Source organism: Exiguobacterium sp. s122, from assembly GCF_018618475.1.
GTDB lineage: Bacteria > Bacillota > Bacilli > Exiguobacteriales > Exiguobacteriaceae > Exiguobacterium > Exiguobacterium himgiriensis.
Genome location: NZ_JACSMD010000001.1, coordinates 715,967 through 731,526, shown reverse-complemented (window position 1 = coordinate 731,526; position 15,560 = coordinate 715,967). Strand labels below are relative to the sequence as shown.

Annotated in this window: 13 protein-coding genes; 2 read left to right on the top strand and 11 right to left on the bottom strand. The window is 51.5% G+C overall.

Annotated features, from left to right (window positions below; all coding sequences use genetic code 11):
* Positions 1 to 36 precede the first annotated feature (36 nt).
* From KNP92_RS03740 to KNP92_RS03720, 5 genes are all read right to left on the bottom strand, one after another.
* Positions 37 to 390 carry an arsenate reductase family protein gene (locus KNP92_RS03740; RefSeq protein ID WP_214837354.1) on the bottom strand — a complete coding sequence of 118 codons (354 nt, stop codon included), beginning with the start codon at positions 388 to 390 and terminating at the stop codon, positions 37 to 39.
* A 46-nt stretch (positions 391 to 436) separates the two neighbouring features.
* The gene (locus KNP92_RS03735; RefSeq protein ID WP_251136385.1) at positions 437 to 1,165 is read right to left on the bottom strand and encodes a hypothetical protein; all 729 of its coding nucleotides are present in this window, start codon (positions 1,163 to 1,165) and stop codon (positions 437 to 439) included.
* Positions 1,166 to 1,248: 83 nt separating this feature from the next.
* The gene (locus KNP92_RS03730) at positions 1,249 to 3,033 is read right to left on the bottom strand and encodes an acyl-CoA dehydrogenase family protein (RefSeq protein WP_214837337.1); all 1,785 of its coding nucleotides are present in this window, start codon (positions 3,031 to 3,033) and stop codon (positions 1,249 to 1,251) included.
* 13 nt (positions 3,034 to 3,046) lie between these two features.
* Entirely contained in the window at positions 3,047 to 4,219 is a 1,173-nt protein-coding gene (locus KNP92_RS03725) for an acetyl-CoA C-acetyltransferase (protein WP_214837334.1), read from the bottom strand.
* Between the two features lie 19 nt (positions 4,220 to 4,238).
* Complete coding sequence (locus tag KNP92_RS03720; protein WP_214837331.1) at positions 4,239 to 6,650, bottom strand: 3-hydroxyacyl-CoA dehydrogenase/enoyl-CoA hydratase family protein; 2,412 nt, start codon at positions 6,648 to 6,650, stop codon at positions 4,239 to 4,241.
* 213 nt (positions 6,651 to 6,863) lie between these two features.
* On the opposite strand from KNP92_RS03720, the gene KNP92_RS03715 reads away from it, so the two are divergent.
* Complete coding sequence (locus tag KNP92_RS03715) at positions 6,864 to 7,766, top strand: SDR family oxidoreductase (RefSeq protein ID WP_214837327.1); 903 nt, start codon at positions 6,864 to 6,866, stop codon at positions 7,764 to 7,766.
* 198 nt (positions 7,767 to 7,964) lie between these two features.
* Here KNP92_RS03715 and KNP92_RS03710 read toward each other — a convergent pair whose 3' ends face one another.
* The 6 genes from KNP92_RS03710 to KNP92_RS03685 all read right to left on the bottom strand — a co-directional run bounded on the left by KNP92_RS03710 (position 7,965) and on the right by KNP92_RS03685 (position 15,172).
* Positions 7,965 to 8,432 (bottom strand): hypothetical protein, encoded by a 468-nt coding sequence (locus KNP92_RS03710; RefSeq protein ID WP_214837324.1) that lies wholly within the window; start codon positions 8,430 to 8,432, stop codon positions 7,965 to 7,967.
* Positions 8,433 to 8,459: 27 nt separating this feature from the next.
* Positions 8,460 to 9,161 carry a hypothetical protein gene (locus KNP92_RS03705; protein ID WP_214837321.1) on the bottom strand — a complete coding sequence of 234 codons (702 nt, stop codon included), beginning with the start codon at positions 9,159 to 9,161 and terminating at the stop codon, positions 8,460 to 8,462.
* A gap of 268 nt (positions 9,162 to 9,429) precedes the next feature.
* Complete coding sequence (locus KNP92_RS03700) at positions 9,430 to 10,347, bottom strand: proline dehydrogenase family protein (RefSeq protein ID WP_214837319.1); 918 nt, start codon at positions 10,345 to 10,347, stop codon at positions 9,430 to 9,432.
* A gap of 155 nt (positions 10,348 to 10,502) precedes the next feature.
* Positions 10,503 to 11,174, bottom strand: a complete 672-nt coding sequence (gene trhA, locus KNP92_RS03695; protein ID WP_214837317.1) for a PAQR family membrane homeostasis protein TrhA — start codon at positions 11,172 to 11,174, stop codon at positions 10,503 to 10,505.
* Between the two features lie 92 nt (positions 11,175 to 11,266).
* On the bottom strand, positions 11,267 to 12,709 hold the full coding sequence (locus KNP92_RS03690; RefSeq protein WP_214837313.1) for a carbon starvation CstA family protein: 1,443 nt from the start codon (positions 12,707 to 12,709) through the stop codon (positions 11,267 to 11,269).
* Positions 12,710 to 12,886: 177 nt separating this feature from the next.
* Positions 12,887 to 15,172, bottom strand: coding sequence for a bifunctional 2',3'-cyclic-nucleotide 2'-phosphodiesterase/3'-nucleotidase (locus KNP92_RS03685; RefSeq protein WP_251136384.1), 2,286 nt, complete (start codon positions 15,170 to 15,172; stop codon positions 12,887 to 12,889).
* A gap of 218 nt (positions 15,173 to 15,390) precedes the next feature.
* Between KNP92_RS03685 and KNP92_RS03680 the strand changes: the two genes are divergently transcribed.
* Positions 15,391 to 15,549 (top strand): hypothetical protein, encoded by a 159-nt coding sequence (locus tag KNP92_RS03680; protein WP_214837310.1) that lies wholly within the window; start codon positions 15,391 to 15,393, stop codon positions 15,547 to 15,549.
* Positions 15,550 to 15,560 lie beyond the last annotated feature (11 nt).

Genomic DNA, 15,560 nt, shown 5'->3' with positions numbered 1-15,560 from the left:
CTCAAATAAATTAGACTCACACGTGTATTATAGCACTTAGCCCCAAACGTCTGTAAACGACTTTTCCGAAAATCCGACCGTCGATTTTTCCCCATCCGTTACAATCGGACGCTTCAAAAGCATACCATTGCTTGCGAGGAGCTCGAGTTGTTCGTCTTCTGATAAGTTCGGTAGCTGATCTTTAATGCCTTCGTTGCGATACACTTGTCCGCTCGTATTGAAAAACTTTTTAAGCGGGAGTCCGGACTGTTTCCACAGCTCGGCCAACTCGTCTTTCGACGGCGTCGCCTCGACGATATGGACGTATGTATAAGCCACGTCGTTCTCTTTCAACCACTTCTCTGCTTTTTTACATGTACTGCACGGTGGATAGCCGTATAGTGTCACCATGATTCATCACCTCTTCTGTTAATGTAGCATACTCGTCTCAAACACTTCACGCCCGAAGCAAGCGCTCGATTTCTTGCTTCAACGTCGCGTTGACCGGATGGCGTTCTGCAATGTATACCAAAATCGCTTCCGCCGCTTCGACGGACCGCCCATATCCGAGGACCGCTTGCTCGAGGAATACAATCATCTCCGGCCGTTGCACTTCTACGCGCCGAGTCGGATTGAACGGGTCACTCGCCTCCCCGTTTGCCTTCAACACGTTCGTGACGGCCGCGACTTGAATGAGCTCAAATCCTGCGAGCCGTTCCCCTCGCCGCTCACGGAGCAGGCCGACATACAGATTCGTCAGCGCCTCTTCATAACAGTAAGCGGCAGCCGTTGGCTGTATGCTGATTTTCGGTGTCGCGAACGTCTCAAGCGCCTCGTCTCGTTGCCAAATGATCCGTCCTGGCGTGTAAGCGATGGACGCCATCTCATGAAGCTCGAAGACGGCGAATTCGCCGTAGATGCCGTCTGCATACATGACCTTATGCCCGTCTTTCGTATTCTGGAATTGGTAAGCGAGCGGTGCGACTTCGAGCCAATCCAATTCATCGATGAAGCGGGCTTTCTGTCCGTCCTCGACGATGAGAAAGAAGTCGAGGTCGGAATAGTCGTCGAGCCGGTCCGTCTCAAGGCCGATTGAGCCGAGTGCGAGCAAGAGGAGCGTCCCGTCACATGCTGCAACCGAGCGGCCAATCGCGTCCATCCGTTCAAGTAAGTCTTCGCGTCTCATGAACATCCCTCCTGAACTCATTGTACCGGGAGTCATGAAGAAAAAGAAAGGGTCGACCGCGTCCGGCCGACCCTTCTCTACTGTTAGACGATAAACTTGTTCGCTTTGATCAAGTTCGCCGCGACTTCCCGCTTCGTGCCGATGACGTTGATTGGCTGATAACGGCTGAACTTCTTCATCGCGGACAGAAGCATGCGCTGCTCGTCGCCAGACGCTGCCGCGTACAACACTTCTTTCGCCATGAGTTCGACTTGTTTGAACACTTGCTCGGCGAAGATTTCCGTATAGCGGACTTTCTGCTGGTTCTTCTCGGCGCCGGTACGGGCAATCGCTTTGTCCGTCCGGGCGATTGCTGCCTCGAGCGCGTAGATGGCGCTGATGATATCGGCAACCTTCGCGAGAATCTCTTGCTCGTTTTGGAGGTTTTGTTGATACTTTTGGACGGCTGTCCCTGCGATCATCAAGTTGATTTTCTTCATGTTCGATAGAAGCATCTTCTCACGCGCGAGCGGCGTGCCGTCGAGTTCTTGCGGCATGTAGCTCATGAGCTCTTTTTGGAGCTTTTGTGCTTCTGCGAGGAGCGGCAAATCACCTTTCATCGCTTTTTTGAGAAGGGTTGCCGGCACGATCAAGCGGTTAATCTCGTTCGTCCCTTCGAAGATGCGGTTGATGCGCGAGTCACGGTACAAGTTCTCGACTTCATATTCTGTCATGAAGCCGTAACCGCCGTGGATTTGGACCGCTTCGTCGACGACGTAGTCGAACGTCTCCGAGGCGAACACTTTATTGAGTGAACACTCGATTGCGTATTCGGCGATCGCTTGTGCGACTTTCGAACCGTCTCGCATGTTGTCGTCGCCGAGGGCGTCGAGGCTGTCCTGGAACAAACCGCCCGTCCGGTAGACCGAGCTCTCCATCGCATAAATGTTCGCCGCCATCGTCGCGAGTTTTTCTTGGATGAGCGGGAACTGGCTGATTGGCGTCTTGAACTGTTTGCGCTCGTTCGCGTACTGGACTGAAAGATCGAACGCGCGTTTTGACGAACCGACTGCACCGACGGCGAGTTTGTAACGTCCGACGTTCAAGATGTTGAAGGCGATGACGTGCCCTTTGCCGATTTCCCCGAGAAGGTTATCGACCGGAACTTCAACGTCTTCTAGGATGAGCGTCCGTGTCGATGAGCCTTTGATGCCCATCTTCTGTTCTTCGGCCCCTGTCGAGACACCGTTGAAGTCACGCTCGACGATGAAGGCACTAAACTTGTCGCCGTCGATTTTCGCGTAGACGACGAATACGTTCGCAAAACCGGCGTTCGTGATCCATTGCTTCTCGCCGTTCAACACGTAGTGCGTGCCAGCCTCGTTCAAGACGGCCGTCGCTTTCGCACCGAGCGCGTCCGACCCTGAGCCTGGCTCTGTGAGCGCATAGGCGGCAATCCATTCCCCGGTCGCGAGCTTCGGCAAGTATTTATGCTTTTGCTCCTCTGTCCCGAAGAAGACGATCGGGAGAGTTCCGATGCCGACGTGTGCGCCATAGCTGAGGGCGAACGAACGCGCTTTTGCGAACCGTTCCGTGATGATCGATGACGAGATTTTATCGAGCTGATAGCCGCCGTACTCTTCTGGCACGTCCGCACCGAGGAGTCCGAGCTCACCTGCTTCTTTCAACAGCTCGACCGAGAGATCGAACTCATGTTTCTCGATGCGTCCAAGCACCGGCATGACACGGTCGTCGACGAAGCTCGCCGTCGTGTCGCCAATCATCTTGTGCTCGTCCGAGAAGTCTTCCGGTGTGAAGAGACGCTCCGCGTCGAGTGCGTCGATGACGAAGCTACCGCCTTTAATCAATTCGTGTTCTGTCCGTTCCATTGTCCATTCCCCCTTATAGTAATTCGAAGACGCCAGCAGCACCCATACCGCCGCCGATGCACATCGTCACAACCCCATACTTTTCGTTACGTCGCTTCATCTCGTGCAAGATCGAGACCGAAAGTTTCGCGCCCGTACAGCCGAGTGGGTGGCCGAGAGCAATTGCCCCCCCATTCACGTTCACTTTCGACGGGTCGATACCGAGTTCGCGGATGACGCCAAGCGATTGACTCGCGAACGCCTCGTTCAACTCGAACAATCCGACTTCTTCGAGTTTCACACCCGCCATCTCGAGCGCTTTCGGGATGGCGACGACCGGACCGATTCCCATCACTTCCGGCCGAACCCCGCCGACCGCGAACGAAAGGAACTTCGCCATCGGTTTCAATCCTTGCCGCTCCGCTTCTTCACGTTCCATGACGAGTACGGCCGCTGCGCCGTCTGATACTTGGGACGCGTTCCCCGCCGTCACCGAGCCTTTGATTTTGAAAGCTGGGCGCAACTTGCTGAGCGCTTCGACAGTCGAGTCGGCACGGACGCCTTCATCATGTTTGACGACGACTTCACGTTCCGCGACTTTCCCGTCTTCACCGAGGACGTGTTCGATGACCGTCACTGGGACGATTTCTTCCTCGAACTTACCCCCCGCAATCGCGGCAGCTGCTTTTTGATGGCTGTCGATGGCGAACAAATCTTGGTCTTCACGCGAGATATTGTATTCCGCCGCGACTCGTTCGGCCGTGTGCCCCATGCTCATGTAGTACTCCGGTGCCGTCTCCATAATATTCGGGTTCGGTCGAATAACATGTCCGCCCATCGGCACGAGACTCATCGACTCCATGCCCCCGGCGATGACAGCCGTCGCCTGGCCGATCATGATTTTCGCTGCCGCGTCGGCGATTGCTTGTAAGCCCGACGAACAGTAGCGGTTGATTGTGATGGCCGGTACTTCGTGAGACAAACCGCCGCGGACGGCTGCGTAACGAGCGATGTTCATCCCTTGTTCGGCTTCCGGCATCGCGCAGCCCATGATGACGTCGTCAATCGGTCCTTTGTAGCCGGACCGCTCGAGCGTCGCTTTAATCGCGTAACCTGCAAGTTCATCCGAGCGGACGTTTCGGAACGACCCCCGTTTTGCTTTTCCGACCGGCGTCCGTGCGCCGGCCACGATGACTGCTTCCCTCATCTGTGAAATCCCCCTTTTGTCAGTTCCGAAGTGGTTTGCCTTTAACGAGCATATGTTGCATCCGTTGTTGCGACTTCGGCTCCCCGATGAGGCTTAAGAACGCCTCGCGCTCGATGTCGAGGAAGTACTGCTCGTCGACCATCGTACCGTATGCCAAATCACCGCCGCTAATGACGTGGGCGAGTTTTTTCGCGATCTTCAAGTCGTGCTCAGAAATGTAGCCGCCATAGAACATCTCAAACGCCGCCAGTTCAAGCGTCGCTTTCCCCGTCTGTCCGACGACCGGTAACTTCTCTCGCACCGGTGCCGTGTAGCCGTCATAAAGGCCGAGCACCGTCTGTTTTGCGTCATACGTCAAGTGGTCACGGTTCATCGAGATGCCGTCGACCGGACGATGATACCCGAGTGTCTTCGCGTCATACGCCGACTTCGACACTTTCGCCATCGCGACGTTCTCAAACGTTTGTTGGGCCGCTTTCTCGATGTTTTGCAGCGCCTTCGGTGTTTGCTCTAATAAGCGGCGATACGTATTAACGTTGCCGCCTCCGCCTGGGATGAGGCCGACTCCGACTTCGACGAGGCCCATATATGTCTCAAGCGCCGTCTGCATGCGAGCGGCCGGTAAGCTGATTTCCGTCCCGCCTCCGAGCGTCATGCCGTAAGGCGCGACGACGACCGGGCGAGCAGCGTAGCGAATCTTTTGGACGACTTGTTGGAACTTATTGATGATCCAGTCGAGCTCGTACCAGTTCTCATCTTCCGCTTCCATGAGCATCATCGCGAGGTTAGCCCCGACACAGAAATTCTTGCCGTCATTAGCGAGGACAAGTCCTTTAAAGTCGGTCTCGACGAGGTCGATTGACTGTTCGATCATCTGCATGATGTCGACCCCGATCGCATTGTTCGGTGACGTGAACTCGAGCGCGACGACATCGTCGCCGATATCGATAAGGCGTGCCCCACCGTTCTCGAGGACGACCCCGTTCGACTTGGCGAGCGGTGCGAGCTTCACTTCTTTCGGGTTGACGGTCTTCTCAACGTACGTCTGAGACGCTTTGTCGTAATACTGGTCCCCTTTATAGAAGGAAGTGTGTCCGGCAGCGAGCATCTCATCGATCCAAGCCGGGACGTCATAACCTTCCTCTTTCATGCGCGCGACCGATTTCTCGACGCCGAGCGCGTCCCACGTCTCGAACGGACCGAACTTCCAGCCGAAGCCCCATTTCATGGCATCGTCAATCGCGACGATCGTATCGCTGATCTCCCCCGTGAGGCGAGCCGAGTAGACGAGTGTCTTCGCCGTCACCGGCCAAAGAAGTTGCCCGATGCGTCCTTTGTTCAAGATTGCGCCTTTCAACTTCGCTTTCGAGCCCGGGAGCGACTTGATTTGGTCGAGTTCTGGACCTGTAATCGCTTTCAATTGTTCGTACTCAAACGTTTGGAGATTGAGTTCTTGGATGACTTTGCCGTCTTTCTTATAGAAGCCTTGGCCGGCTTTCTGTCCGACCCAGCCCTTCTCGACGAGCGTCTTCATTTCCGTCGGGACGTCAAACGTGTCCTTCTCTTCGCCCGACTCGAGCGTCTCATAAACGTTTCCGGCGACGTGGACGAACGTGTCAATTCCGACGACGTCGAGCGTGCGGAACGTTGCTGATTTCGGTCGGCCGATGAGCGGTCCGGTGATTGAATCCATCTCACCGATTGAAGCGTTCTGCTTGAGCATCTCTTCGAACGTGACGAGGAGACCGTACGTACCGATACGGTTCCCGATGAAGTTTGGCGTGTCTTTCGCTTCGACGACGCCTTTCCCGAGACGGTCTTCAGCGAAACGGGCCATGAAGTCGATGACCGGACGCCCTGTCTTTTCCGTCGGAATCAATTCAAGCAGTTTCAAGTAGCGTGGCGGGTTGAAGAAGTGCGTCCCAAGAAAACGTGTCTTCAAACCTTCCGGCAACACGCTCGCCATCGCCTCGATTGAAATACCGGACGTGTTCGAGCTGAGGATCGCGTCTTCACGGATGTAAGGTGCGATCTTTTCGAATAGTTGCTGCTTCACATCGAGCCGCTCGACGACGACTTCGATGACCCAGTCAGCTTCCTTCAAGCGTTCGAGATCATCCTCTAAGTTCCCGACATCGATGAAGCTTACGTGCTCCGGTGTCGCGAGTGGCGCCGGATTTTGTTTCAATAGCTTCTGACGGTTGTCAGAGGCGATACGGTTCCGTACTTCTGGTGATTCAAGCGTCAGTCCTTTCGCTTCCTCTTTCGCCGTCAATTCTCGTGGTACGATGTCGAGCATGAGCGAACGAATCCCCGCGTTCGCCAAGTGAGCCGCAATCCCCGCCCCCATTACTCCTGAACCGATGACGACCGCGAAACGGATGTTGCTCGTCAAACGGAGGTCGGCTGATTGTTCGATGTGACTCGTCATATTGTTCCCCCCTCAATGAGAATGAATAGTGATTCATTTCAAGCGTAAAAAAAACCGCAATCACCATCGTGTTTACTCTTCTATCATAAATGAATGAACATTCATTCGCAAGCCTGCATTTTTCAAATTCATTCCATTTCCCGAAATGACGATTAGTTTTTTAGATGAGTGGTATAGACACAAAGAGCCAAATTTAGAAAGGGGAATGTATACATGAGTGAGAATCGCTTAAACACAGTCGGAAGTCGAAAAGATTTTGAATCGTTCAAGAAGGACGGCCAGGAGCAATCCCATCAGCCGGGAATCGACTCGAAGATGGAGCCGTTCCCCATCTATGAGCGTGAAGGATACAAAGGAAGCGACAAGCTGAAAGACAAAGTCGCCATCATCACGGGCGGTGACTCCGGGATTGGAAAATCCGTCGCCATCTTCTTTGCCCACGAAGGTGCGAACTCGGTCATCGTCTATAAAGACCAAAACGAGCTCGAGGACGCCGAGGCGACGAAAGAACGGATCGAAGAACTCGGTCAAGCGTGTCTCTTGCTTCAAGGGGACGTCGGCGACTCGGCGTTTTGCCAAGACGTCGTCAAACAGGCGCTCGAGACGTTCGGTCATTTGGACATCCTCGTCAATAACGCAGCTGAGCAACATCCGCAGGAGTCGCTCCTCGATATTTCGGATGACCAGCTCGAGAAGACGTTCCGAACGAACATCTTCAGCATGTTCTATTTGACGAAAGCCGCCCTCCCATACTTGAACGAAGGCGCGAGTATCATCAACACGACGTCGATCACAGCGTATCAAGGGAACGACCAATTGATCGACTACTCGTCGACAAAAGGGGCGATCACATCGTTCACACGCGCACTCGCGAGTAACCTCGCCGAGAAGAAAATCCGTGTCAACGGGGTCGCGCCAGGCCCGATTTGGACACCGCTCATCCCGGCGACGTTCCCGGCGGACAAAGTCGCCTCGTTCGGTGACTCGGCCGAGATGAAACGTCCAGGTCAACCGGCGGAACTCGCTCCGGCGTATGTGTATCTCGCAAGTGACGACTCGACGTACGTCAGTGGACAAGTCATCCACGTCAATGGCGGGACTGTTGTGAACGGATGATTTGCAGAAGACTCAGTTTGTAGCTGAGTCTTCTTTTTTTGCGGTGCGTCATTTCGGCGCCCATGCTTTCAGCAGGCAACTCCGAAGCCTCCTCGCGCCGCTCCCGACACTGCGGGGTCTTCTTCGGATTGCTTTCCTGCATGAGTCAGGGCGCCGACGGACGCATTTTTAACAAAGTAGTTACCACTTGGTTTTAATTTATTTAAAGTAAAAACCAATTCGCTTCAAATGAAAATTTCTAACTTTTTTTAACTCATTCAAAAACTCATGATTAGAGTCCAAAAATTTGTCTTTAAAAGTTATCTGAGACTCCTCGTTACTATACAAAGTAGAAAGTTCAAAATGAACATCTTCTTGGTACTTCCAAAGAATATTTAACAAACTTTCTTCAACTAAATGTCGATTCTTAGAAAAAATTTCGTCAATATCTACTAAATCATTTGCGGATAATCCTTCATAACTAAATCCATCATTGATAGCATCTTTTTCTATCTTAACTATGATAGGGTTATAAACTTCTTCGATAGCTTTTTCAGAAAGCTTCATGGAATAATCAACTTGTTTGTTTTTAAAGTAATATCTTGCAGCTAAAAACGCCGCTAATCCAACCGTTATAATTGGAGAAAGGACTTTACTTATTTCCAATATAACCTCGATATTTGTCATTAAATATCTCATCCTCCCACTGTCTTATTATATATCTAGTTTAAAAAAATCAATAAAACTAAATCCAAATGGTGTTAACTCATATTGATTGATGGTAAATTTGGCTGCATATTCATATCCAGCCCTATTTCTAGTCAATTCTTTTAAAACATTATACGTCATCTGTTCCTTATCCGCTTTTTCAATCAACAACCCTAAACGCACAAGTTTATTCGCCATATATCTTTCAATATGTTTTCGTGCTAATTCTTCCTCTGATTCGGATGCTAAATGAGCTCCTTTTTCTTTTGAACTTATATCTTTTTTTACAAAATAGTTTGTACACATAAAAATAATATCTGCCATGCGAAGTTCCTCAAGAACATCATAATAGTGAAAGATTATTTCTTGCTCAGAAATATTCCTGTCGACAATATGCTCAAACCCATCAATTATTATTTTAATTTTTTCTTCTTGAGGTTCATCTAACATTTTTTTGATAATGATAGGGAATATCTCTTCTTTGAAGATCATCGATTCATCACTGGCATCAAGCTTTACTTTAATATTTTGAATCTGATGATCCAATTCTCTTAGCGCTCTGTTTATTTTTTGATGTTGATACGCATGATATATCTTTCCGAAAACAGGCAAAAAATCCGCACCAATGCCTACCGTCATTTTGATAGGTTCTTGAAATCCTTTTGGAGTCACATCATAGATTTGGTTTATCATATTTTCAAAGTCCATTATTTATCCTCCTAGTCGTGTTTTATTTTAAATCATTTTTCTTGTTCGCTAGAACTTCTAATCAAATCATTTGAAGAAAATTCGGAACTAAAATAAATGAATAAATTACAATAACACAATCGTTCTTGTCTTAAGATACTTCAAGCAACTATTAATAAAAAAAATGGTTTGGTTCTATTTTAAAAGAACCAAACCATTTTTTGTGTCTAAAGCCTTCACGCTGATGTCCATTTGTTTCACGGTATCAGGTAGAATACATTGGCTTTCTTTATTTCTTCACCATTCCTTTTAACACGAACGCCACGTTCGCCGGACGTTCAGCCAAGCGGCGCATGAAGTAGCCATACCAGTCACGGCCGTATGGCACGTAGACCCGGACTTTGTATCCTTGGCGGACGAGCTCGAGTTGACGCTCGACGCGGATTCCGTACAGCATTTGGAACTCGAACTGGTCGAGCGGGATATCGTTCGCTTTCACATGCTCGATGATGGCATCGATCATGTGGTCGTCATGAGTTGCGATGGAGGCGTAGTTTCCGTTCGCAAGATGAAGTTTGACGAGCTTCACGTAGTTGTGGTCGACGTCTTCTTTTTCTGGGAAGGCGACCGTCGCTGGCTCTTTGTATGCCCCTTTGACGATACGAAGGTTCGGGTTGAGCGGTGCGAGATGGTTGATGTCATCTTCCGAGCGGTACAAGTACGACTGGATGACCGTCCCGAGTCCGTCAAAGTCTGCCTTCAGGCGCTTGAACAAGTCGAGCGTCTTCTCGCAACGCGGCTCATCTTCCATATCGATGGCGACGAACACACCGACGGCTTTCGCCGCCGTCAAGATTTGACGCATGTTGTCTTCAATCAACTCGTCTGAAATATCAAACCCGAGTGACGTCAATTTAAGCGACATGTAGGCATCGAGTTTCTCTTCTGCCATAATCTCGATCGCCCGAATGATCTCATCCCGGTTTTCTGTCGCTTCTTCGACTGTCGTGATGAACTCCCCTAAATGGTCGACTGTGACCGATAAACCTTTCGCGTTCAATTCCCGAATCGTCGGCACCGACGTCTTGAAATCTTCCCCCGCCACAAAGCGCGAAGCCCCGAACCGAAGTCCGTATTTTTTAGCCAAACTATTGAGTGTTTTGTTTTGTGACATGTAAATAAATCCATCGCGCAACACTTTTTCCATCTGCTTTTCCCCCTTACGTTTACACCCATCTATCTCTATGACGATGTCTGAAATTATTATGACATACAAACGTCCATTCGTCTGTATTTTTGTAACCGTTTGCAGCAGTTTATTGCCTAACTTTTCAAAAAAAGACGCCCTTTTGGACGTCTCCTTCATAGATGTGTCGTCGGTGCGACATAGAGCAATATACTGAGGAAAATGAACACGCTCCCGGCGAGGACGAACAAGTGCCAAATCGCATGGTTAAACGGTAACTTCTGCCAGACGTAAAAGACAATTCCGACCGAATAGGCAATCCCGCCGGCGAGGAGCAACATGAATCCCGTATGGCCGAGCGACTCATATAGCGGACGGATGGCGATGATGCAAATCCAGCCGAGCGCGAGATACGTCACGTTCGACACCCACATGTATTTCCCCGTCGAGAACAGTTTCCAGACGATCCCGAGAATGGCCACGCCCCAAACGATCCCGAATAACGTCCAGCCGAGCGTCCCTCGAAGCGACACGAGCGCGAACGGCGTGTAGCTCCCGGCGATCAGCAAGTAAATTCCCGCATGGTCGAACACTTGGAGCACCCGCTTCGCCCGTGGATGCGGAATCGCATGCATGAGGGTCGAGAACAGGTAGAGTAAAATCATGGATGCGCCGAAGACACTGACGGCGGTGACGTTCCATGTGCTCCCGCTCTCCGTCGCACTCATGACGAGTAAGACGAGCGCGACGATACTGAAGATGACCCCAAGCCCGTGGGTGATGGCACTTGCAATCTCTTCCCCGAGCGTATCGGCATGGAGCATCTCTTTTACTTTTTCTTGTTCCATTCAGCTCCCACCTTTCCGTATTCCTCTAGTATGGTCATTTCCCGATATCGTTGCAAACAAAAACATGGGTCACGAGGACCCATGTCGATTCATTATGCGACTTCTTTCACCGGAACGTCACATTCCATGTTCTGTGCCCGCATCGCTTTGGCGCGTAGATGGAACAAGACGAGCAGTGTGATTGTCCCGATTGTCGAAATGACGTACGGGATGACCCCATCCATCTTGAAGCCGATTGGCGCCGTTAGGATATAGAACCAAACCGCATACAACATGAACGTCCCCGGGATGAGCGCGATGTAGTGGTTGCGCCCTTTAATGTACAAATACATCGACCCGACGAAGAGCGCGATGACGGCCGTCGTCTGGTTTGCCCAGTTGAAGTACTGCCAGAGCATTTGGAAGTCCATGTTCGTCAAGACGTACGAGATGGCGAAGAGCGGAAGCGCGATCCAAAGGCGTGACGAGAACTTCTTCTGCGCGACTTTCAAATAGTCGGCGATAATCATTCGAGCGCTACGGAACGCCGTGTCGCCTGATGTGATTGGTAAGACGATGACACCGAGAATCGCGAGCGTGCCGCCGATGCTACCGAGCATGAGCGTCGCCACTTCTTGCACGACGAGCGCTGGTGTGCCCGCTTGAATCATTCCGAGAAGCTCCCCCGGCTCGAAGATGGCCATGGCCGCACCGGCCCATACCATTGCGATGACCGCTTCGACGATCATCATGCCGTAGAAGATCGAGCGCCCGTTGCTTTCTTTCATCGTCGTCCGTGAAATGATTGGCGACTGGGTCGCATGGAAGCCAGAGAGCGCCCCACATGAGATGGTGAAGAAGAGGAGCGGCCAAATCGGAAGACCGTCCGGATGCATGTTCGTGAGCGTCATTTCTGGAATCTTGTATCCTTGGACGAACAAACTGACCCCGATCCCGACCGCGCTAATCAAAAGGAGCGCACCGAAGAACGGATAGATGCGGCCGATGATTTTATCGACCGGGAGGAGCGTCGCCAAAATGTAGTATGCAAAGATGGCAAAAATGACGAAAATGAGCGTCGACGCGTCCCCACCGAACAAATTGTTGATCATGTTACTCGGTGACGTGACAAACACCGTCCCGACCAAGAGAAGTAAGAGTAAGGCGAACCCGTTGACGATATGACGGAGCGAGCGGCCGAGGAACTTCTCGGCGAGCTGCGGCAAGTGCGCCCCGTTGTTACGAAGCGAGATCATCCCTGTCAAATAGTCGTGCACGGCCCCGGCGAAGATTGATCCGAAGACGATCCAAAGGAACGCGACCGGGCCATAGAGCGCCCCCATGATCGGTCCGAAGATTGGACCGACACCGGCGATGTTCAAGAGCTGGATCATCGAGTTCCGCTTCTTGCCCATCGGCACGTAGTCGATGCCGTCCTGTGACGCATAGGCGGGCGTCGTCCGTTCTTCCTTGATGCCGAACGTCTTCTCGACGTAACGGCCGTAAATGCGATACCCGACGAGTAAAATCGCGATGGCGATAAAAAATGTAACCATGTGTACTGTCCCCTTTGTTGCGTATGTAGCCAATCCCCGCTGGCCCAATGGTTCACATGTCCTATGTAACCGATTACATTGTTGATTATATAGTACTTTCCATCTTTTTGTAAGGGGTTTCATTCACTTTTTTGACACAATTTAAAAACCCTCCAAAAAGGAGGGTTCGGTTCATGCTTAACGAAGGGCCGGTACACCGACATGGCCGGCGCCGACGACTTTCGTTTCTTCTTTTGTTTGACCATTGAGCTCTGCGACGACCGTCACCGTTTGACGAAGCTTGAGCGGCTTCACGGCTAAGACGTACGAGCCATCTGCTTTCGCTTTCGTTGTCGCGAGCACGTTTTGCCCGTCTTTCAACGTGACGTTTGCGTTCGCTGTCGTGACACCCGTCACGGCTTTCGCACCTGGCTTGATCGTGTCGACCGAGAGGACGAGTTCAACTTGCTCGGCTTCTGTTACCGGATCGAGTGCGATCGTGTACGAACGGAAGAGACGTCCGGCCGCATCAACGCGTGTCGCGTCGGTCGCTTCGATCCCTTCATACAAGTCCACGTATGGCTTACCAGCGTCTGCCGTCTCGAACGTTGCGAGACGCTTCGCATCGGCGACGACTTTCCAGTTGTCATCGGCTTTGTAATCAACGGCGCCACGGCTTGCGATGATGTAATCCGAGATGACGTTTCGCGTCTCGTATGCTGAGCGGTAAACGATGCTGTTGCCACCGTTGAGACCTGGGAACGAAGATGAACCAGCACGATAGTTGTTCGTCGCAACCAAGAACTCTTGGTCCATCGTAATCGGCTTGCCGTTATATTCGACGTTCTTCACGCGGTTCGCCGAAGCATTGACGAGTTTCCCGCCGACATCGAATTTCGCTGGGCCCGTCACGTCAATCTCATACGTCAACCCGTCCAAGATGTCGAAGTTGTAGCTACGGAACGCGAGGTTCAAGAGCGGTTCCCCGTCCGCCTTCACTTCTTTATACGCCCCGGCTGACATCTCGAGCCAGTCCATGACGTCTTGCCCGGTCACTTTGACGACTTCGAGCGTGTTCGGATAGACATACAAGTCCGCCACGTTCTTGAGCGCAATTTGACCTTTCGGAATGTTCGTGTAATAGCCTGCATCTGTCAACTCACGCCCGCCCGCCTTGAACGGTGCACCGGCTGAGAGAAGTGGCAACCCTTTATACGGGGCGAGGTCCGGATTCGTCTCGAGTTCTTTCTCGACGAACCAGGTTTGCGCGTTCGTCACGAATTGGACCGATGAATCGTCACGGACGAGTGCGAAATAGCTTTGAATGTCGTCTTGAATCTCACCGACCGGACGGTTGATGTACTCGATCGTCGCCCGGTGATCGTCTTCGATGATTGCTTGAATTTCGGCATCGACCGGCGTGTTCGCCGTAATCGTGTCGAGTTTAGCCGTCGCATCGAGGACACGCCATTCTCCGTCCACTTGCTCGAGTTCGAAGTCGATGACGCCTAAATCTTTCCCTTGGTTGTTCGCCATGACGACCGGCTTGCCGTTGATTGTCCCTTTTGCCATATCGACGTTCGGGAACGAAGCGAACATGCCGTTCGCATCCGGGAAGCGTCCATGCTGGTGACCGGTCATGACCATGTCGAGCCCATCGATTTTCGTGAGGGCGTAGCCGACGTTCTCTTCGTCGTCACGCTGCTCGTCAGCGAGGGCGGCGCTTTCCCCGATTCCTGAATGCGCGAGAGCGACGACGACGTCCGCGCCTTGTGCTTTCAATTTACTGACGGCTTCACGCGCCGACGGGATGATGTTCTCTGCTGTCACGCGGCCTTGAAGGTTCCCCGAGTCCCACGACATGATTTTCGGTGGCACGACGCCGAACACCCCGACTTTAATCGTATGGGTCTCCCCGTCCGTATCCGTGACCGTCCGCTCGATGATTTGGACCTCTTGTCCGTCAACGTTGAACTTCGACACGATTGGATTCCCCTCTAAATCTTTGACGTTCGAGTTGACGAAACGAAGCTTCCCTTTCGATCCTTCCATCGCGTCGTATAAAAATTCGAGGCCAAAGTTGAACTCATGGTTCCCGAGTGTGACCGCGTCAAAGTCGAGTGCCGCCATCGCTTTATACATCGGGTGTTCGAACGTGCCCGGGTTCCCTTGATGTACTTCCCGGACGTAATCCCCGAACGGTGTCCCTTGAATCGTATCCCCGTTGTCGAAGAGGAACGTGTTGTCTGCCCCGGCTTCCGCACGATGCTGTTTAATGAGCGTCGCGACTTTCGTCAAGCCGATCGTGTTATCGACTTTGTCTTGGAAATAGTCGTAGTTCGTGATGTTCGTATGTAGGTCCGTCGTCTCTAGGAAGCGGAGCTTCACGACGTCCTCTGACGCAAGGACGTTCGGTGCGTGCAGCGGTAACGTCGCCGGCAATACGAGTGCCGTTGCAATCGTCCATTTTAAGGCTGTTTTCATGTTCATTTCCCCTTTTTACAAAAAATGGCCTAACCTCTTTCACTATACCACCCGTTTGTAAACGTCACCATTATTTTTTGTAAAAATTGACGGATATTTTGACTAGGATGAAAGTACATCATTCGCGAGGAGTGGGATCGTTGATTATTGAAATCGATAGCTATCGGGGGAGCGTGTATTTGAGCGGAAAGAAGTGCTCCAAACAGAGAATAAGGGAAATGTATCGACAAACGAAAGAAGAGGTGACGGATATACAAGACTTTCCGGACATGTTTTGTCGGCTCCATCACTTTGATCGGATTCTGGGTTCAGACGAGGTGAGCATCGATTTCGTCTTAGACACGGATACGGACCGTATCTATAGCCCGTCTGAATAGATACAAGAAAA

Excerpts from the sequence above, each read along its gene's own strand:
- KNP92_RS03740 (WP_214837354.1), bottom strand. The coding sequence starts at position 390 with ATGGTGACACTATACGGCTATCCACCGTGCAGTACATGTAAAAAAGCA.
- KNP92_RS03735 (WP_251136385.1), bottom strand. The coding sequence starts at position 1,165 with ATGAGACGCGAAGACTTACTTGAACGGATGGACGCGATTGGCCGCTCG.
- KNP92_RS03730 (WP_214837337.1), bottom strand. The coding sequence starts at position 3,033 with ATGGAACGGACAGAACACGAATTGATTAAAGGCGGTAGCTTCGTCATC.
- KNP92_RS03725 (WP_214837334.1), bottom strand. The coding sequence starts at position 4,219 with ATGAGGGAAGCAGTCATCGTGGCCGGCGCACGGACGCCGGTCGGAAAA.
- KNP92_RS03720 (WP_214837331.1), bottom strand. The coding sequence starts at position 6,650 with ATGACGAGTCACATCGAACAATCAGCCGACCTCCGTTTGACGAGCAAC.
- KNP92_RS03715 (WP_214837327.1), top strand. The coding sequence starts at position 6,864 with ATGAGTGAGAATCGCTTAAACACAGTCGGAAGTCGAAAAGATTTTGAA.
- KNP92_RS03710 (WP_214837324.1), bottom strand. The coding sequence starts at position 8,432 with ATGACAAATATCGAGGTTATATTGGAAATAAGTAAAGTCCTTTCTCCA.
- KNP92_RS03705 (WP_214837321.1), bottom strand. The coding sequence starts at position 9,161 with ATGGACTTTGAAAATATGATAAACCAAATCTATGATGTGACTCCAAAA.
- KNP92_RS03700 (WP_214837319.1), bottom strand. The coding sequence starts at position 10,347 with ATGGAAAAAGTGTTGCGCGATGGATTTATTTACATGTCACAAAACAAA.
- trhA (WP_214837317.1), bottom strand. The coding sequence starts at position 11,174 with ATGGAACAAGAAAAAGTAAAAGAGATGCTCCATGCCGATACGCTCGGG.
- KNP92_RS03690 (WP_214837313.1), bottom strand. The coding sequence starts at position 12,709 with ATGGTTACATTTTTTATCGCCATCGCGATTTTACTCGTCGGGTATCGC.
- KNP92_RS03685 (WP_251136384.1), bottom strand. The coding sequence starts at position 15,172 with ATGAAAACAGCCTTAAAATGGACGATTGCAACGGCACTCGTATTGCCG.
- KNP92_RS03680 (WP_214837310.1), top strand. The coding sequence starts at position 15,391 with ATGTATCGACAAACGAAAGAAGAGGTGACGGATATACAAGACTTTCCG.